At 71.0% G+C, this 17,211-nt stretch carries 17 protein-coding genes and 1 tRNA gene; 4 read left to right on the top strand and 14 right to left on the bottom strand.

Features of this window, described 5'->3' with window-relative positions; all coding sequences use genetic code 11:
* Positions 1-86: 86 nt before the first annotated feature.
* Complete coding sequence (locus ACZ7RU_RS07665; protein ID WP_049652087.1) at positions 87-575, bottom strand: YajQ family cyclic di-GMP-binding protein; 489 nt, start codon at positions 573-575, stop codon at positions 87-89.
* A gap of 216 nt (positions 576-791) precedes the next feature.
* Here ACZ7RU_RS07665 and ACZ7RU_RS07660 point away from each other — a divergent pair.
* Positions 792-872, top strand: a tRNA-Tyr gene (locus ACZ7RU_RS07660).
* A 152-nt stretch (positions 873-1,024) separates the two neighbouring features.
* Here ACZ7RU_RS07660 and ACZ7RU_RS07655 read toward each other — a convergent pair.
* The 12 genes from ACZ7RU_RS07655 to ACZ7RU_RS07600 form a co-directional block, all read right to left on the bottom strand.
* On the bottom strand, positions 1,025-2,416 hold the full coding sequence (locus ACZ7RU_RS07655; protein ID WP_470339962.1) for a tyrosine-type recombinase/integrase: 1,392 nt from the start codon (positions 2,414-2,416) through the stop codon (positions 1,025-1,027).
* Positions 2,416-2,601, bottom strand: coding sequence for a helix-turn-helix transcriptional regulator (locus tag ACZ7RU_RS07650; protein WP_470339961.1), 186 nt, complete (start codon positions 2,599-2,601; stop codon positions 2,416-2,418). Before ACZ7RU_RS07650 ends, ACZ7RU_RS07655 begins: the two co-directional genes overlap by 1 nt.
* A gap of 255 nt (positions 2,602-2,856) precedes the next feature.
* Positions 2,857-4,836, bottom strand: a complete 1,980-nt coding sequence (locus ACZ7RU_RS07645) for a YfjI family protein (protein WP_470339960.1) — start codon at positions 4,834-4,836, stop codon at positions 2,857-2,859.
* Between the two features lie 20 nt (positions 4,837-4,856).
* On the bottom strand, positions 4,857-5,447 hold the full coding sequence (locus ACZ7RU_RS07640; RefSeq protein ID WP_470339959.1) for a hypothetical protein: 591 nt from the start codon (positions 5,445-5,447) through the stop codon (positions 4,857-4,859).
* Positions 5,448-5,542: 95 nt separating this feature from the next.
* A complete protein-coding gene (locus tag ACZ7RU_RS07635) occupies positions 5,543-6,535 on the bottom strand; it encodes a hypothetical protein (RefSeq protein ID WP_470339958.1) in 993 nt (330 codons plus the stop codon).
* Positions 6,536-6,540: 5 nt separating this feature from the next.
* The gene (locus ACZ7RU_RS07630; RefSeq protein WP_470339957.1) at positions 6,541-6,948 is read right to left on the bottom strand and encodes a hypothetical protein; all 408 of its coding nucleotides are present in this window, start codon (positions 6,946-6,948) and stop codon (positions 6,541-6,543) included.
* 20 nt (positions 6,949-6,968) lie between these two features.
* On the bottom strand, positions 6,969-7,985 hold the full coding sequence (locus ACZ7RU_RS07625; protein WP_470339956.1) for a hypothetical protein: 1,017 nt from the start codon (positions 7,983-7,985) through the stop codon (positions 6,969-6,971).
* A gap of 160 nt (positions 7,986-8,145) precedes the next feature.
* Positions 8,146-8,319, bottom strand: a complete 174-nt coding sequence (locus ACZ7RU_RS07620) for a hypothetical protein (RefSeq protein ID WP_470339955.1) — start codon at positions 8,317-8,319, stop codon at positions 8,146-8,148.
* Positions 8,320-8,336: 17 nt separating this feature from the next.
* Complete coding sequence (locus tag ACZ7RU_RS07615; RefSeq protein WP_470339954.1) at positions 8,337-8,723, bottom strand: RapZ C-terminal domain-containing protein; 387 nt, start codon at positions 8,721-8,723, stop codon at positions 8,337-8,339.
* Between the two features lie 55 nt (positions 8,724-8,778).
* Positions 8,779-10,065 (bottom strand): hypothetical protein, encoded by a 1,287-nt coding sequence (locus tag ACZ7RU_RS07610; RefSeq protein ID WP_470339953.1) that lies wholly within the window; start codon positions 10,063-10,065, stop codon positions 8,779-8,781.
* A complete protein-coding gene (locus ACZ7RU_RS07605; protein ID WP_470339952.1) occupies positions 10,053-10,697 on the bottom strand; it encodes a hypothetical protein in 645 nt (214 codons plus the stop codon). Before ACZ7RU_RS07605 ends, ACZ7RU_RS07610 begins: the two co-directional genes overlap by 13 nt.
* Positions 10,694-10,987, bottom strand: a complete 294-nt coding sequence (locus ACZ7RU_RS07600; protein ID WP_470339951.1) for a hypothetical protein — start codon at positions 10,985-10,987, stop codon at positions 10,694-10,696. The genes ACZ7RU_RS07605 and ACZ7RU_RS07600 overlap by 4 nt, the downstream gene beginning before the upstream one ends.
* A gap of 509 nt (positions 10,988-11,496) precedes the next feature.
* Here ACZ7RU_RS07600 and ACZ7RU_RS07595 point away from each other — a divergent pair.
* Both ACZ7RU_RS07595 and ACZ7RU_RS07590 read left to right on the top strand, forming a co-directional pair.
* On the top strand, positions 11,497-12,345 hold the full coding sequence (locus ACZ7RU_RS07595; protein WP_470339950.1) for a GntR family transcriptional regulator: 849 nt from the start codon (positions 11,497-11,499) through the stop codon (positions 12,343-12,345).
* Entirely contained in the window at positions 12,342-13,028 is a 687-nt protein-coding gene (locus ACZ7RU_RS07590; RefSeq protein WP_470339949.1) for an HAD family hydrolase, read from the top strand. Before ACZ7RU_RS07595 ends, ACZ7RU_RS07590 begins: the two co-directional genes overlap by 4 nt.
* A 57-nt stretch (positions 13,029-13,085) precedes the next feature.
* Here the strand turns inward: ACZ7RU_RS07590 and ACZ7RU_RS07585 are convergent, their stop codons facing one another.
* Positions 13,086-14,384 (bottom strand): PIN-like domain-containing protein, encoded by a 1,299-nt coding sequence (locus ACZ7RU_RS07585; RefSeq protein WP_470339948.1) that lies wholly within the window; start codon positions 14,382-14,384, stop codon positions 13,086-13,088.
* 755 nt (positions 14,385-15,139) lie between these two features.
* Between ACZ7RU_RS07585 and ACZ7RU_RS07580 the strand changes: the two genes are divergently transcribed.
* Positions 15,140-16,969 (top strand): APC family permease, encoded by a 1,830-nt coding sequence (locus ACZ7RU_RS07580; RefSeq protein ID WP_470339947.1) that lies wholly within the window; start codon positions 15,140-15,142, stop codon positions 16,967-16,969.
* Positions 16,970-17,211: the final 242 nt, after the last annotated feature.

The raw sequence follows: 17,211 nt of genomic DNA, 5'->3' as shown, positions 1-17,211 counted from the left end.
GCGGTGCCGAAGACCTCTTCGGCACCGCGCCCCCGCCGCGCCCGGTGGCCGCTCGCAGCCCGCGTCCCCGCGGGCCGGGGCCGGCCCTAGCGGTAGTTCACGTACTGGATCGCGAAGTCCAGGTCCTTGCCCTTGAGCAGGGCCTGCACGGCCTGGAGGTCGTCGCGGCTCTTCGAGCTGACGCGCAGCTCGTCGCCCTGGACCTGCGCCTTGACGCCCTTCGGGCCCTCGTCACGGATGATCTTCGCGACCTTCTTCGCGTCCTCCGTGGTGATGCCCTCCTTGACGTTGGCGAAGATCTTGTACTCCTTGCCGGACAGCTGGGGCTCGTTGGCGTCCAGGGCCTTCAGCGACAGGCCGCGCTTGACGAACTTGGTCTGGAGGATGTCCAGGACGGCGCGCACGCGCTCCTCGCCGTTCGCCTTCATCTCGATCTTCTCGCCGGAGCGGCTGATCTCGGCGCCCACGTTCTTGAAGTCGAAGCGCGTCGCGATCTCGCGGGAGGTCTGGTTGATCGCGTTGTCGACCTCCTGCCACTCGACCTTCGAGACGATGTCGAAACTGGAGTCGGCCATGGGTGTTGGTCTCCTTGATGCTCTGGCTTCACTGGCGCGGGCCGCCCACCGGGCGTCCGCGGTCCCAGCCTATCCAGCGCCACACCGGCCCCGCCCGTAGCGGTCGCCCGAGGTTTCCCGGTCGTCGGGTGATCCATCGAGTGGCGAAGCACCCCCTGGCATCAGGTATGGTTTACCACGTCGAACGGGGTGAACACCCCGGGAGACAAAGATCCTGGCTGGTTGCCCGAGCGGCCAAAGGGAGCAGACTGTAAATCTGTCGCGCAAGCTACGCAGGTTCGAACCCTGCACCAGCCACAGGATAGAAAAGCGGTCCCTGACCTGCGGAAACGTAGGTGAGGGGCCGCTTTTTCGTTTATTTGCTTCCGGGGCGAGTGGTGCCTCGTTTGGGCGACTTGTCTCACTTTGCGCCACCCGGATCCCAGCGCTGACCAGCGCATACGGACCAGCTACGGACCAGGATCCGGAGCCGGCGCCGCCGGGCGGTTCCGGTTGAGCCGCTTCGAGATCAGCTCGTTCGCGTACTCGACGGTGCCGTGGAGGCACTTCGCGTAGACCCGTAGCAAGACGGCCACGCTGTGCCCCGCCCGCCGGGCGACCTCCGTCGGGTCGACCCCGGAGTTCAGCCCGAGCGAGATCCCGGCGTGCCGCAGATCGTACGGACGCTTGCCGAGCTTCGTCGCGCAGTCGGCCGGCGACAGCACCTCGGCCCGGGCCCGCTGCCAGACGACCCCGTACCCGCTCTCCTGCACCATCCCGCCCCGGGACGTCCGGAACAGCCGCCCGTCGGGCGCGGCGCCGAAGGCGGCGACGTGCTCCCGCAGGATCGCCACCAGCTCGGGCGGGATCGGAACGCGGCGGGTCGCCTTCTCGGCCCGGTGCTTCAGCCCGCGCTTGTCGTGCGAGGTCCCGTCGTCCGTCCAGGACGACCCGACCCGCGGCCGGGTCTCGTCCAGGACCACGTAGCCCCACCCCTCGGCCGGGAGGTGGCAGCGGGCGAGCGTGAGGAACACGGCCTCGGCCGGCCGCAGCCAGCCGTAGTAGAGGCAGGCGAAGAAGGCCCGGAGGTGGGCCCCGCGCTTCCCCTGGCGTCCCGCCGCCTCGATGAGCGCGGCGGCCTGGTCCTCGTTGACCACCACGCCGGGGTCGACCTCCTCCTCGGCCTCCGGCGGCTGCCACTGGACGGTCGGGAGCGGGTTCGCGGCCAGGTAGCCCTCCTCCACGGCGTAGCCGAAGAGGTGACCGAGGATGCGGCGCTTGCGCAGGATGACCGACGGCGCGGCCTTCTTGCCGTCGAGCTTCACCGCGAGGGCGTTCAGCAGGCGGCGCACCATCGGCGGCTCCTCGAAGGCGGAGACCAGCACGGACTGCTTCTGCACCCACGCCAGGGCCTTGGCCCAGTCCGCCGGCGGCTCCTCGCCCCACGCGTTCACGTTGAAGGCCCAGCTGTAGAGCGCCCGGCGGACGATCCGCTTGTCCGGCATGCCGGCCTTCGACTTCACCAGCTCGAACGTGACCGTGGCGAGGGCGTCGGCCCAGGTCGTGCGGGTCTTGGCGGGGGCTCCCTCCCACCGGGCCTCGACGTACCGGCGGCCGAGCTCGTACCAGCTGATCTGCTTCTCCTTGCGGAGCTCGGAGAGCGGCAGGCCACGGGCGACGTCGAACGGCTTCCCGTCGCGGAGGGCGGAGATCAGCTCCGCCTTCCGGCCGTCGGCCGCGGTCTTGGTCAGGAAGGACTCGGAGAACTCCCTCCCCGCGACGGTCCAGCGGACCATCCAGGGGGCCCGCCGGTCCGGACGGTGTCGGTGGTCCCAGAACTTGACCTTGTAGGAGGTGGGCATCAGGCGGCCACCTCGCAGGCGGCGAGCCACGCGTCCAGGTCGGACCGGTCGACCCGGACCTGGCCATTGGGGAGCTTGATCAGGCGCGGCGCCTGGCCCCGGGCGCGCATCCGGTAGAAGGCGGCACGGGACATGCCGAGTTCGGCGAGCACGACGGGGAGCTTGAGCAGTTCGCGCTTGGGCATGGCGAAGTCTCCTGCTGTGGGTGCGGAGGGTGGCTGCGGAGTGTTACGAGCCCTCTTGCGGGCGGCGATGGAGGGCGGAAGACGTCAGGCATGTCAGGGGAACTCGCTGACCTGCTGATACGCGCCCTGGCCGGGCGTCAGGGGTTGTCAGGGCTGTCAGGAGATCTCGGCTATCCCTGACAGCCCTGACGTGCCCTGACTGCGCGTCCGGCGGCGTATCGCCAGGTCAGGGCTTTGTCCTGACGTCCCTGACGGTTACGAGAGCGGCGTCGTGTCCACGGGGGTGCTCAGGACCGGGTGGACGCGATAGGTGACGGCCTGGGGCCGGCCGCGCTGGCCGCTCGCCGAGGGCTGGTCGGTGCGGAGCCAGCCGTGCTGTTCGAGGAGGGCAAGCGCGGGTTCGACGTCGGCGACCTTCTTGAACCGCCGGGAGGACGCGACGGCGTCGTGGGCCTTGATGTGGGTGCGATGGGTGCCGTCCTTCTTCGGCCGCTGGAGCCACTGGAGGAGGGCGTGGGCGTCCTCGGTGGCGGGGTCGGCGGCGATGAGGTCGAAGACGGCGAGGGTGTGGGCGGTGTAGTACTCGGCGATCTCGGCAGCGCGGTCGACGGTGGCGGCCTCGACGGGGGCGCGCCAGTCGCCGGCGACGTGGTCGGCGAGGTGGAGGAGGACCGCGATGCGGGCGATGTGGCCGACGAGCTTGCCGGCCCAGTCCTTGATGTGGGCGAGCGGCTCGTCCGGGCGGAGCTGGACCTCAAACTTCTCCTGGAGCTTCTCGACGGCGAGGTCGGCGGCCTCGGTCATCTTCACGGTGAACGGCTCCTCCAACGCGGTGAGGGCGCGAAGCAGCGCCGACAGGCGGGCGTCGTAGGCGGTGGCGACCGGCTCGGGGATGGGGGTGGTGCGGATCTTGCGGTAGCCGAGGTTGGAGGGCGGGAGGGAGTACAGGAAGCGGGCGAGCAGGCCGCGGTCGCGGGCCCCGGGGGCGGCGCCGAGCTCCTGGAGGACGGCTGGCTGCGGGGTGACGCCGATGGTGAGCGCGGGCTTGTCGACGGTGGGCTGCTCGCGGGTGATCCGGTCGGCCTGGAGGCGCTCGCCCTTGTGGGCCTGGAGGAAGACCCCGAGGTTGGGCTTGCTGCTGTAGCGGCCGACGATGCTGTCGAACAGGTCGCCCTCGGGGGAGAGCGCGGCCAGGCAGCGGTGGACGCCGAGCTGGTGGGTGACGGTCTCGGGGGTGATGTCCCCGGAGAGGGTCAGCCGCGGGCTCGGCGGGACGACGATCTCGTCGGCCAGCATTCGGGCGCCGGAGATCTCGGCCACCAGGTGGGCGCGGTCGAGGTCGGGGTTCTTGCGGGCCTTGGCCATGAGCGCCTCGACCTCGGCGAGTGCGGTCTCCTTGGCGGTCTCGGCTTCGATGATCCGGGGCCGGGCCTCGGCCCGCAGCTCGTCCTCGACCCGGTAGACCGGGCCGGTCATGAACGCGAACACGTCGGACTTGCGGCTGGCGGGCGGCATCGCGCACACCAGGTAGAGGTTGGACTGCTCGCGCCAGCCGGGCCGGATCTCCACGTTCACCCGGCCGCCGGCGGCGGTGGACAGGGCGGCCAGGGACATGGTGGCGGCCATGTCGGCCGGGGTCTGGGTGAACTCTGCCACCGCCTCCACGTACGCACCGACCCAGCCGGGCAGGGCGCGGGCGGGGAAGGTCGGCAGCGTCCCGTGGGAGCCGAGCGGGACGGGGTCCAGCCAGGTCTCGCCGGACGCGAGGTCCGCGAGCGCGGCGAGCGCGGCGGTGCGGACGGCGTCGAGGTCGGCCTGGTCGTCGCCGGCCATGTGGGCGAGGCGGCTGGTGGCGGTGTTGATGCGGCGCCGCTCGGCCGCGATGCGCACGATCTCGGCGTAGTAGTCGCCGTTCGCGGCAGTGGGTGTGGCTTCGATGCAGGTGTGCAGGTAGCCGGGCCCGCCGACGCGGACCAGGTCCCCCTGGCCGCGCAGGACACCGGCCAGTAGCAGCGGATCGACCGGCCGCTCACCGTCGGCCATGCGGACGATGGCGCGCCAGATCGTCTCGTGCACGGGGTGGTAGAACGCGCCCGGGTCGCCCAACTGGGCGGCGAGCGCGGGGATCTGGGCGGGGTCGAGCAGGGCTGCGCCGATGACGGCCTGCTCGGCGGCCTTGACCTCGGAGGGCTCGGGGCGGAACGGGATCACGTTCGGCGCGTACTCGGTGCTCAACGAGCTGATGACCGGGCCGCTCACCGGACGCCGCCGAGCAGGTCGGCGACGAGCGGGGCCAGGTTCCGGTTGGCGTGCTCGGCGAGCGCCGCGACGACGGCCTTGGCCTCGCTGGTGAGCGCGCGGCCGGGCCGGGCCGCGGTGGGGGTGACGAGGATGCTCTCCGGGACTGGGAGGAGCACGGTGGCGGTCACCAGGACGGCGGGGCGGTCGGTGCGCTCCGGGCCGACCAGCACGGGCCACGCCTCATCGGGGCGGGACCACGGGGCGCACTCCCAGTCCAGCGGGCGGCCGGTGGGGCGGTGGGCGAGCGCGTTGTGCCGCAGGCCGACCTTGACGCAGAACTGGGCGCCGCCGTCGTGGTCGACGTACACCTCGACCCGGTCGAGGTCCGGGCGCACGACCGCGTAGCCCGGGGCCATGACCGGGCTGGTGGCGATGCGCCACGCGGCGGCGGCGAACTCGGCCGGGCGGAGCGGCTGGCCGTCGTCGTGGAACTGGCCGGCGTGGTGGGCGATGTAGGCGCCGTAGCGGGAGTGGCCGTCGCTGGCGCTCTCCCGGTCGCCGGTGTCGGCCACGATGACGAGCGTGGAGCGGTCGAACTGGGGCATGCTGGTCCCATCTCTGTGAAGGGGATGCACAGCCCCGCACCGGCCGACTCTCTGCCAAGAACAGGCGGCCGGTGTGGGGCTTCGTGCTGTGTGGATCACGCGGCGTTGGCGCGGCCGACGATGATCGTTCGGGCGGGGTTCTCGGGGTCGGCGCGCATGACGAACCCCTCTCGGGTGGACCACTGCTGGGCGTTGTTGTGGTTGTTGTTGTTGTTGCTCTGACCTGCGACAACAACGCCGTCAGGGGCGCTCTCGGAGGGGGAGGGGAGCGGGGGCACGTCGTCGTGGTGGATCCCGGGCACGCTGATGCCCTCGACCTTCACCCCTCCTCGGACCCTGATTCCGGCCTCGTGAAGGAGGGAGCGGACGGCCTTCCCGGACCGCTTCCAGAAGGGGTGCGCGGAGGCGAGATGTGCGGTCACGGCGGTGAGGGCGACGTGGGTGCCGCCGGCCCCCAGCAGGGCGACCGCATGGCGGGCGTCGGCGGGGGTCGGGGCGGCCGCCTCGGAGGTCTCCGGGTAGTCCTCCTCGGCGGGCTCCTCCTCGGTGGCCTCGACAGCGGGCACCGGCTGGTCCTGGTCCTCCTGGTCGGCCTCGACCGGGGTGGTCTTGTCGGGGGTGGGGGCGTGGATCAGGGCGGCTATCCACCACGCCCCGATCAGGAGGCCGATGCCGGGCTGGATCCAGGGGCGGGCGAGGGAGTAGATCAGCGGGCCGCCGACGATCAGCATCAGGGCGGCCGCGCCGGCGGCGTCGCCCGCCCGGCTCCGCGCGGCCTTGCGTGCGGCTTTGGCCTGCTCCAGTTCCAGCTGGCGGGCCGCGACCTGCGCGGCTTCCTGGGCCTGGAGCATCGAGGCGCGCTTGGCCGGGTCGGCCTCCGCCAGCTTCTTGGCGAACGCGGCCTCGGCGGCCTGGGCGATCTGCTGCGCGAGCTCGTCCTGCTTGGCCTTGAGTGCGGCGGCCTCGGCGCGGCGCTCGCGCTGGGGGGCCGTCAGCTTGCGGACGAGGACGGGCGTGCCGGCGGCCAGGCCGGTGAACGGCCACAGGAGGGTCGGGATCAGCTTCTCGGTGGGGAAGATGCGTTCCACCGCCGTCAGCCGATGAACGAGTTGATCAGGCCGCTGAGAACGGAGGCGGGGATGGCCCAGAATCCGCCGGCACTCGCGTAGAGGCTGGGCGCGATGGCCCCGCACAGGGCGTCCTTCCAGGCACGGGGCTTGAGCCCGAAGACGGCGATGGTCAGCACGGCGGCGGTCGCGCCCTGCTGCCATTCCCCCAGCGCGGCGTTGCCCTCGAACGACGCGCCCAACTGCTCGCCGATCCCGGACAGCTGCTGGAAGGCGGTGCCGGCGTTGGCGGAGAGGAGACCGATGCCGAACGCCCAGTAGGGGACGTGGTCGGGGTCCACGGTGATCTTGTTCTTTCCGCGGATGCCGACGTAGAGGTACATGGTGGTGACGGTGGCGGCGCCGCCGGCACCCAGCGCGATGAGGCTGCTCATGGAGTGTCTCCTTGGCGGGGTCAGTAGAGGGGGAGGGCGGCGAGGAGCGGGGCGAGGCCGGTGGCGACGGCGAGGCCGGAGGCGACCGGGATGCGCGCGGCGATCAGGATCAGCAGGGGGCCGGGGCGGTGGACCTCGCTCACGCGCAGGCGGCCCCGGTCACGCAGGTGCAGGTCGAGGGCCCAGCCGCCGGCGGCCAGCAGCAGGCCGACGAACGGCCCGCCCGGCATGATCAGCTCGACCAGGCCGGTCGCGTAGCCGCCGACCGCGCTGATGGCGGTGAGGACGCACCAGCGGCGGAAGCGACGGGTGCGGTCGGAGGATCCGGCCGTGGCGCGGGCGGCCTTGCGGTGCTGGCGGCGGGCCCGGGCCTTGGCCTCGCGCTGGTCGGCGAGCCGCTGCTGACGGTGGCGCAGGTCGCGCTGGGTGGGAGTCTCACCTGCCGCGGCGCGCAGCTGGTCTTCCCGGACTCGGGCCCGCTGCCGGTCCAGCTCACGCTGGGTTTCTAGACGGGTGGCCCGGTCCTCGGGAATCTCGGAGAGCCGGTCCGCGAGGAGGTCGACCAGGCCGACGAGGTCGTCCCGCTGAGCGGGACCAGAGGGAGTGAGGACGTCCTCGATGCGGTGGCGCGCCGAACGCTCCTGGGCGCTCTCCCCGACCGCGCCGAGCGCCGCGTCCATCCGGGCACGCTGGCCCGCGAGCAGCTGCTCGTACTCCACCTGCTGGCGAGCCTGGCGCTGGGCCTCGGTCTCGGTCAGCAACTGGCCGATCTGTTCCCCCACCTGGGAGGCGATCGTCGAGGCCTGCTCAGCGAAGAGCCTGCTGGCCGGGGCCCAGAACGCCTCGGCGGCGGCCTCCATCGAGGGCGGTCCGGCGGCGGTGATCGGGACCGGGATGTGGACAGTGGAGTCCGGCGTGCCCGAGGTCGGGGTGGGGAGGACGGGGCCGGACTTGCGCCACCACTCGGCCACGGGCTCAGGGCCGGGGTTGGGGGTGCCGGCGGTGGGCGGCTGGGACGGCGGCGGGGGGATCGTCATCGGTCCCCCCGGATGAGCGCGCGGAGGCAGACGATGATGATCAGGGTGTCCACCGCGAGGAAGATCGTGCAGAGCATGTAGCCCATGGGTTCTCCCTGGTCAGGGGTGGTGCAGACCCCACACGCCGAGGCGTGTGGGGTCTGCACCACAGGGGCGGGGGTCAGGAGGAGCGCCACCATGCGCGCGGGGTCGGCGCGCGGTGCCAGGCGGTGGTGCTCTGGCTGGTGCGGTGGGAGTCGATCTGGCGCTGGCCCTCGCGGTCGGCGCGGCGGACGGCGGCGGCCCGGCGCTGCTGGCCGGACTTGGGCTGCTGGCTTCGGCGGAAGAGCTGCATCGGGTTCGTGCGCTCCTTCAGCGGTCGACGACGGGCTTGTCGAGGTCGCGGTGGGTGAGGCGGACGGTGGTGCCGGTCTTGGCGAGGCGCCTGGCGAGGACCAGGGCGACGGTGGCGGCGCGGTGTCGGCCACCCGCGCAGCCGACGGCGATGGTCAGCGGGGCCTCGGCCGGACCGGCGTCGAAGGCGTCGGCCAGCAGCGCGGTGGCGGTGATCAGCTCCCGGATGCCGGGAGTGGCGAGCACCGCCCGGCGCACCGGCAGGTCGTGGGCACTCTGGCGACGCAGGGACGGGTCAACGTGCGGGTCACGGAAGTGGCGCCGCAGGTCGAGGATCAGGTGGGCCTCGGGCGCGGCGGCGTGCAGGTAGCCGAAGCTGACGACCTGGATTTCGGTCACGGACATGGAGAGCGCCCCTACTCGCCGGCGACGGCCGGGCTGGTCTCGGCGGTGTCGGTGGTCACTGTGCGTTCTCCGTTCCGGGACGGTTGCGCTCGGCTTCGATGGCGGCGCGCAGGCGGACGGCGGTCTCATTGCGGCAGCCGAGCAGCGAGCGGACCTTGCGGGTCGACAGCTCCTCGCCGTCGGCGGCGAGGTCGGCGGCCAGCACCCGGACCCGAGCCAGATCGGCCGGGTTCAGGGCCCGTTCCCCGGCCGGGGCGGAAGCGTTCCCGCCGCCGTCGGTCGAGGACCCGTCGTCGGGCTCTTCGGGCTTCGGTACGGGTACGCCCGACCCGTTTCCGTAAATGGCTTCGAGCGCTTCCGTCGTGATCGGGGAAGCGTTCCGCAACGCGTCGGGAACGGTGTCGAGGTACACGCCGTCGGACGGTCCAGAGGGCAGCGGCAGCGTGAGCGAGGGGAACGGGTCGTCGGGCATGCCCGGCCACAGATCGGCCGGTGCTGGCAGCGCGCTCAGCTCCGCCACCCGGGCCCTCGCGTTGAGCCGCTGGGCCAGCAGCTCGGCCGTCAGGCCGGGGACGGTGACGCCGTGGACGTACTCCCACGCGATCCGCCACGCCTCATCGGGCGACAACGCTCCGTAAGCGGCGGCGGACAGCAGACGGTCCGCGACGGCCCGCACCTCGGGGTGGTGCTCGGCCCGGCGGCGGGCGTGCTCGGCCCGCTCCTTCGCCTGCTTCTTCTCGGCGGTGGTCGGGCCCCGGCCGCCGTGGGTCTGGAGGTCGGTCAGCCAGACGGCGCCGATGCTGGACAGGGCCAGCACGGCGGCGACCCACCGGGCATCGGTGTACTGCGTCCAGCCGTGGGCGAAGTTGATCCCGGCGGCGACCGCGCCGGCCGTCCAGGCGCCGAGGCGGTAGGTGTGGGTGGAGCGCTCGCCCTCCGCCTGGGCGCCCATGGCGACCAGCGCCCACGCGCCGCCCTCCAGCATCGCGGCCAGCAGCACCGCCAGCAGCAGGGCCACGTCCGCGTGGTCGAGCGCGGCGACCTGGGAGACCACGGCCGGCACGATCGAGCACGCCTGCACCAGCCGGACGAACGCCCGCGCGGGGTTCGCCGTGACCCAGCCGGTCACCCGGCCGAACCGCGCGGCCCGCGCCGCACGCCGCCGGTTCGCGGCTTCCTCGGCGGCGCGCTGGTCGGCCTCGCGCCGCTGGCGGGCCGCCTCGGCGTCCAGCCGGCGCTGCTCGCGCTCCTCCCGCAGGTCCGCCCGGGCGTCGGCCCGCTCGGCCCGGCGGTCTTCGCGCCGCTCGGCGCGGTACTCGTTCAGCCCGCTCACCGCTGCCACCCCCGCTCCAGGGAGAAGTCGGTAGCCTCGGCGGCCTGCTCTGCCGTCAGCTGCCCGCGCTCGTTCAGCGCGTCGGCGACCCGGCCGACCTGCTCCCAGAGCAGGTCGAGCAGGGCGTCGGTGTGGTCGTGCAGCGCGGCCAGGTCCCGGCACGGGTCGTCCCCGGTGTTGAAGGTGACGTCCCGGCCCGTGGCCTCGTCCACAGCCCGGTAGATCTCGCGGCGGTCGCCGATGCCACCGAGTTCGGTCAGCCATCCGCGTGCGGTGTTCCACCGCCCGGTCTCCCGCAGCCACCGGTCCTGGGCCCGCTCGCCGGCGGCCAGCATGACCAGGCCGGTGTAGAGCGGGGCCGACCAGGGCCCGACGACGACCGCGCCGCCGTTGCCGGCGCGGTCCGGGACCAGGCCGAGGTCGTCGCGGATGTAGACGCTCTCGAACGGGATCCCGAAGTGCAGCAGGACCACGACGTGGCCCGCTTCGTGCGCCGCAATGGCCCGCCGCACCTCGACCCTCGGCAGATCCAGGGCCGCGGTGACGGTCACCCCCGACGGCAGCTCCGGCCGGGGGTTGCGGGTGGTCAGCCCGGACCGGGCGTCGAAGTGCCAGCCCGTGCGGTTCAGGGTGTCGTTCACGCCGCCACCCGCTCGGTGCTGGCGGTGCGGCGGATGACGGCCGGGCGCCGCAGCGGCACCGGCGCAATGCTCAGCAGTCGCTCGGCGTAGGTGGCCAGCACCGGGTCCTCCCGGCGCAGGTCCGCCAGGATCCCGTCCGCCGCGTCCATGCGGGCCTCGCGCTCGACCGTGCTCTCACCGGGCACGCCGGTGAACAGCCGGGTGAACTCCGAGTCCGTGACGAGACCGAGCGCCAGCTCGGCGAACTCGTTCTCGTTCAAGGCCATCTGGCCTGCAACAATCGTCCTCACGGGTCTACCTCCTCTCTCGTAGGGGGTGGGCCTGAGGGCCGCCGCGCGTTCCTTGGCCGGGAGCACGGCGGCCCGACTCATGCGGGCCCAGCTACTCGTGGTGCACGAGCAGCCATGGCGCGGTCCAACCGCGAGCGGAAGGGCCGGGCCAAAGTCACTCGTTCACAGCTCGGGCCCCACCCCGCCGAAGCGGAGCAGGGCCCGAAGTGCCGTCCTCTTGGGGAGCGTGCTCCCGTTCAGGCGTGGACGGCGCGCCTTTCGGCTTGCCCTCCGGACTGCCAAGGCGCCGGGTACCTCGGCCCGATCTGTCCCGGGCCCCTTCGCCCTGGACACGGCAGTAGCCGGCCATTCGCGGGCGCAGTTGTGCAGGTCAGAGCAGCCCAAAGAAGGCCCCTCTGTGTCGCCCCTGTCTCACTTGGTGCGACACACACAACATAGGCAACCTGCTTAGACAGGTCAAGAGAGTTGGGTTTCTCGCGCCTGTTGGGCACCTCCCCTAGCATTGGCGTATGGCCCTAGACCCGGATGACTCGCGCCCCCCGTATCAGCAGGTCAGCAGCTCTCTGCGGGCCTCGATCCTCACGAAGAAGCCGGGCTTCGAGACCGGCGACAAGCTGCCCTCCGGCCCCGAGCTGGCGAAGCACTTCGGCGTGGCGCGCGGCACGGTGGACAAGGCGCTCGATCTGCTTCGCACCGAGGGGCTGATCGTGACCCGGCAGGGGAGCGGCTCGTTCGTCCGGGAGCGCACCTCGCGCCCGGTCGGCCTGCGGCCGCACCTCGAAGCGGCCTTCGAGCAGCAGCAGGTGACCCTCGACTTCGCCGGCTTCTCCAGCGAGACGCTGCACAACGCGCTCCAGGAGCCGCTCGACAAGGTCCGCTCCGGACGGTTGGCCCCGGAGTCCATCACGGTCCGGCTGCTGCTGCCGGACACCACGGCGCCGATGGCGGTGCCGGTCCTGGTCGACGGGCTCCAGGACGAAGCCGCCCTCCGGCAGCGCGCTCGGAACATCGCCCTGACGAACGCCGGCGGCATCGCGCACTCGGTGGAGATGCTGGCCGAGCTCGGCCTCGTCCAGAAGGCAAGCGTCCAGGTCAAGGTCCACCGGGCTTCCAGCCTGTTCAAGCTGTACATCTTGAACCGGCAGGAGGCGTTCTTCGGCTTCTACCCGCTCCGCGAGCGCACCGTGGCGATCGACGACACCGCCCACACCTTCTACGACGTGACCGGCAAGGACACCACCCTGTTCCACCATGCCGCCGGCCCGGACGACGCCTCGCTCGGATCGCAATATGTCCAGCAGGCTCAGATGTGGTTCGACAGCGTGTGGAGCACGATCGCCTACGAGCGGCAGCCATGATCGCCACGCCTCAGCAACTCGCCGACGTGCTGCGGCCAGTGAAGCACGTGCTCCTCGACTTCGACGGCCCGGTGTGCTCCGTCTTCGCTGGCCTGCCCGCTCCGGAGGTCGCGCGTCGACTCCATGAGGGCCTGCTCGCTGCGGGCAAGCAGGCCCCGGCCGGGGTGGAGGACGAGACCGACCCTCTCGCCGTGCTCCGGCTGGTCTCGAACGCCCGGCCCGATCTCGCGGCCAGCACGGATGCCGCGCTGGCCGCACTGGAGACCGAAGCCGTCCGGGTCGCTCGTCCGACCCCAGGCGGCGAATCGGTTCTGCGCGCTGCTGTCCTCTCCGGCCGGTTGGTCTCGGTGGTCAGCAACAACGCGGGCGCGGCCATCGAGGCCTACCTCACGGAGCACGGCCTCAGCGGCTACGTGGCCGGCGTCTTCGGACGTGCCCCGGGTGACCCCTCCTCCATGAAGCCGAATCCGCGCCTGCTGCTCGAAGCCATGGAGGCCGCGGACATCGGGCCGGAGGGTTGCGTCTTCATTGGCGACGCGGCCCGTGATGTTGAGGCGGGGAAAGCGGCAGGGGTCCCTACGGTCGGCTATGCCAATAAGCCTGGGAAGCGGCAAAAATTGGCGGCGGCCGGCGCTATCGCAGTAGTTAACTCAATGCATGAATTGGCGAATATTCTTAAGTGACGCCGAGGGTGGCTGCGCGCGAGCGGTTACCGATGCCGCTCGCGCGCACGAATGCATCTACATCCACTTATCGTTGAAGCGGCCTCCCGTTGCTTCTTGAAGTGCAGCAAGGAAGCTCAGCTGAAATTCTGCTGGCGACATGGTTGTGGGATCCCAATGGATCCATTGCGGCTTTTTGCGGCGCTTTCCGCGCCATTCTGCAAACATCCCCGCAGCTTGAGCGGTGAGAGGTGCGCTGCTGATGATGATTGGAATTATATGGAGTTGCGGGGGCAGGCTTTCGATCGTACGCATGACAGTTGCCGAGCTTACGGCGCGAGTGGAATGTTTGACTATGATGGCAAAGCTCGTCGAATCGACCGTTACGATCACGTCAACCCCATTTTCCCCGTCAAACTGCTGTACTATCGGCGCGAAGCCTTGCTCGTGGAGGTTGAGGATTTCACTCACTACGATACTTTCGTAGTGCACTGCCGCCATATGCGCACTGAGAGATTTTGTCTGCTCGATAGTCTCTTCCGAGACGGGCTTGGACAGAACCTTCCCGGCCCGTCTCAGAAATCCGGAGAGGGGCTGTTGGTAGTAGGACACTCCAGCAGTTGAGCGCATCTCTCGAATCAGCTCGGTCCGAGGGCCAATGGTCTGGCCGCTTTGGCGCCTGTACCAGTCTTCCTTGATGTCATCAGTCACCAGGAGGACTGGCCTCTGGGTCTGTTTTGCGTGTTCAATCAGCTGGAGCCAGAGAACGGCGTCACCGTTTGCATTGGCGCCCTTGTCTGCGTCTTTGCCGCCCGGGGGAAGGCCTGACTTAATCCGCTCTTCGGCCAATGCGTTGAGCTCTGCATGGCGGGCAGCATCTGGACGCTCCCCGACCTTTCCGGAAAGGAGAGATTCCCATCGGTTAAGGACTGGGTCGATGCGAAGAGCTTCCTCAAGCTTCGAATCCCGCTGATTGCTTAGTGATTTTACTTCTTCGATCAGATCATCCAGTCCACGGATGATCCTTTGCTGCTTTTCGGCAGTGACGATTGAATGACCCTGGAGGGTCTTGATGTGGTCTTCTAGCGACTTTCGCGCTGTAGTCAGTGGCGCTTCTAGCTTCTGGTAGACCTTATCCTCTCCTGCGAGTACGTTTGGTCGATTACTGAAGAACTCCCATGCGGCCTGGGGGGGAATCCAGATTTGCTCGGCTAGAAACTCTAGGATTGAAAAGAGCTGTCCCCGGGCTTGGCTATCCAGCCTGTAGGGGGAGAGTAGGACGTTGGTGTCTAGCGACACTACCCCGTTGGATAGATATTCTAGATACTCATCGTCGGACGGTGAGTAGTATTCGCTAAACTGTTCGCGCATCGACATTCGGACCCCTCCTGGATGCGATATGCGCGGGATCTTACCGAGAGTTGCGGTGGGAGTTGACCTGTTCGGCCATGTTGATCACGGGCCACGCTCGACGGTGCTGACACCTGGGCGTGGAGGTGGAGGTGCCGGGGCTGGCGGAGCGTGACCAGGAACACAGAAGGGCCGGGTCCGGGCAGCGGAGGAGCTGCCCGGACCCGGCCCTTCAGGTGGTCGCGGAGGCGGGTCGGCAGGGGTCGTGGAGACCATGATCCGGACCAGGGGCGGACCAGATGCGGTCTGGAGGCGAGAGCTGCCTGGTCAGAGTGTCTCTGGTCAGCGGCCTGTAAATCTGTCGCGCAAGCTACGCAGGTTCGAACCCTGCACCAGCCACAGGATGGAAACAGCCCCCGATCTGCGGAAACGCGGATCGGGGGCTGTTTCGTCTGTCCGGGGCCGTTCCGTGGGGTGATGGGCGGGGCTCCGGGCAGACTTATTGCACATTGCTTGCAATTACGGGTGGCAGGCAGCAGAGTGGGGGTCGGGGGTGGGAGTCCTTCGACAGAGCTGATCGTCTTCCCAGCCGGCGACCGCCGGGACAACGGCTCGCCCCACCCCCGCCAACAGCTACCGGGCGGGCCCCGCTCGGGTGGCGGCCGCGTCAAGGGCGCGTCAGGGCCGCTCGGGGCGGCGTCAGGAAGGCGTAGGGGCCCGCCGGGCGACGGGCGCGCGGACCGCAGGATCGGACCAACTACCGACTGCGGAGGTCCCGTCCGATGTCCAGCGCCACCACCCCGGCCGTCGCGGCCGATCCCCGGCCTCCGGATACCGGCGCCGCCGACGAGCGGCACCGGCTCAGCGTGCTCGGCGGGCTGGCCGCGCTCTCCTTGGACGCCATGGCCTCGGTCGCGTACGGGCCGGAGTCGATCGTGCTGGTGCTGGCCGCCGCCGGGGCGTACGGGCTGGGCTTCACGCTGCCGGTCACCGTGGCGATCGCGGTGCTGCTGGCGGTGCTGGTCGCCTCCTACCGGCAGGTGATCGCGGCGTTCCCGGACGGCGGCGGCTCCTACGCGGTGGCCAAGGCGCACCTGGGCCGCCGGACCGCGCTCACCGCGGCCGCCTCGCTGGTCGTCGACTACGTGCTGAACGTCGCGGTCTCCGTCACCGCCGGCGTGGCCGCGCTCACCTCGGCGGTGCCGGGCCTCTACGGCGACCGGGTCTGGCTCTGCCTGGGCGTGCTGGCGCTGGTCACCGCGGTGAACCTGCGCGGGATCGCCGAGTCGGCGCGCTGGTTCACGGCGCCGACGGCCGTCTTCGTGCTCTCCATCCTGGCGATTGTCGTGGCCGGACTGCTCCGGGACGGCCCGGCCAGCACCGCGGCCGCCGCCGGCCACGCCTCCACCCTCGCCGAGAACGCCACCACCGTCGGCGCGCTGCTGCTGCTCAAGGCCTTCGCGGCCGGCTGCTCCGCGCTGACCGGGGTGGAGGCGGTGGCCAACGCCGTCCCCTCCTTCCGCACCCCGCGGATCAGGCGCGCGCAGCACACCGAGGTCGCGCTCGGCGCCCTGCTCGGCGTGATGCTGGTCGGGCTGGCCGTGCTGATCGGCCGCTTCCACCTCCAGCCGGTCGAGGGCGTCACCGTGCTCGCCCAGCTCGCCGACGCCTCGCTCGGCCACGGCTTCGGCTTCTACGTCGTCCAGTCCGCCACCGTGGTGCTGCTCGGACTGGCCGCCAACACCTCCTTCAGCGGCCTTCCGGTGCTGCTCGACCTGCTCGCCCGCGACAACCACCTCCCGCACCTGTTCGCGCTGCGCGCCGACCGCCAGGTCTACCGGTACGGCGTGCTGTTCCTGGCCGCGGTGTCGGCGGCGCTGCTGGCAGGCTCCGGCGGGGACGTCAACAGCCTGGTGCCGCTGTTCTCCATCGGCGTCTTCGTCGGCTTCACCATCTGCCAGGTCGGCATGGTCCGGCACTGGCTGCTGCACCGGCCCGCCGGCTGGCGGGCCAGGGCCGCGCTGAACGGCTTCGGGGCGCTGCTCACCGGCGTCGCCGCGTTGGTCGTCACCGGCACCAAGTTCACCGAGGGCGCCTGGGGCATCGTGGTGGCCCTGCCGCTGCTGGTGGTGCTGTTCGAGGCCGTCCACCGCAGCTACGCGCGGATCGGCGAGCGGCTGGAGCTGGGCCGGGTGCCCGGTCCGGTGACCCGGCAGCGCAGCCTGGTCGTCGTCCCGGTGACCGCGATCACCCGGCTGACCAGGGACGGCCTCTCGGCGGCGCTCTCGCTCGGCGACGAGGTGATGGCGGTGACCGTGGTGCACGAGCCGGCCGCCGCCGAGGCGCTGCGCCGGGACTGGGAGCTGTGGCGGCCGGGCGTGCCGCTGGTGGAGCTCCCGGACGCCCACCGCCGGCTGGGCCGGCCGATCGCCGACTTCGTCGACGAGCTGGGGGCGGAGCACGCCTACGACCGGCTGACGGTGCTGATCCCCGAGGTGGAGCCGGCCCGCTGGTGGCAGCGGGTGCTGCAGAACCGGCGCGGGGCGGTGATCGACCGCGCCCTGCGCCGGCACACCGACGCGGTGGTCTGCCGGCTGCGCATGCGGATGTGACCGGGAACGGGGGAGGGAGGACGGCCCCGGACGGCAGCCTGCCGTCCGGGGCCGTTGCGCCCTGGCGGCAGGCCTGGCTGCGGGCTGGCGGCGGCCCTGGTGGCGGGCCTGGCCCGACCACGACGGTCTCGGTCCGGTGAAGCGCCCGTCAAGGCCGCGTCAACGTCCCGCTATCACCCGTATGGACGGCGTCAGGGCCCTCATGACGCGCCCCTGACGGCTGGTTTGCTGCATCTGCCGGT

This window comes from Kitasatospora sp. NPDC114501 (assembly GCF_055633695.1).
Note: the sequence above shows the minus strand (reverse complement) of the source record. Positions and strands in the feature narration are given on the sequence as shown.

Excerpts from the sequence above, each read along its gene's own strand:
- ACZ7RU_RS07620 (WP_470339955.1), bottom strand. The coding sequence starts at position 8,319 with ATGCAGCTCTTCCGCCGAAGCCAGCAGCCCAAGTCCGGCCAGCAGCGC.
- ACZ7RU_RS07625 (WP_470339956.1), bottom strand. The coding sequence starts at position 7,985 with ATGACGATCCCCCCGCCGCCGTCCCAGCCGCCCACCGCCGGCACCCCC.
- ACZ7RU_RS07585 (WP_470339948.1), bottom strand. The coding sequence starts at position 14,384 with ATGTCGATGCGCGAACAGTTTAGCGAATACTACTCACCGTCCGACGAT.
- ACZ7RU_RS07655 (WP_470339962.1), bottom strand. The coding sequence starts at position 2,416 with ATGCCCACCTCCTACAAGGTCAAGTTCTGGGACCACCGACACCGTCCG.
- ACZ7RU_RS07650 (WP_470339961.1), bottom strand. The coding sequence starts at position 2,601 with ATGCCCAAGCGCGAACTGCTCAAGCTCCCCGTCGTGCTCGCCGAACTC.
- ACZ7RU_RS07590 (WP_470339949.1), top strand. The coding sequence starts at position 12,342 with ATGATCGCCACGCCTCAGCAACTCGCCGACGTGCTGCGGCCAGTGAAG.
- ACZ7RU_RS07640 (WP_470339959.1), bottom strand. The coding sequence starts at position 5,447 with ATGCCCCAGTTCGACCGCTCCACGCTCGTCATCGTGGCCGACACCGGC.
- ACZ7RU_RS07595 (WP_470339950.1), top strand. The coding sequence starts at position 11,497 with ATGGCCCTAGACCCGGATGACTCGCGCCCCCCGTATCAGCAGGTCAGC.
- ACZ7RU_RS07615 (WP_470339954.1), bottom strand. The coding sequence starts at position 8,723 with ATGTCCGTGACCGAAATCCAGGTCGTCAGCTTCGGCTACCTGCACGCC.
- ACZ7RU_RS07630 (WP_470339957.1), bottom strand. The coding sequence starts at position 6,948 with ATGAGCAGCCTCATCGCGCTGGGTGCCGGCGGCGCCGCCACCGTCACC.
- ACZ7RU_RS07665 (WP_049652087.1), bottom strand. The coding sequence starts at position 575 with ATGGCCGACTCCAGTTTCGACATCGTCTCGAAGGTCGAGTGGCAGGAG.
- ACZ7RU_RS07580 (WP_470339947.1), top strand. The coding sequence starts at position 15,140 with ATGTCCAGCGCCACCACCCCGGCCGTCGCGGCCGATCCCCGGCCTCCG.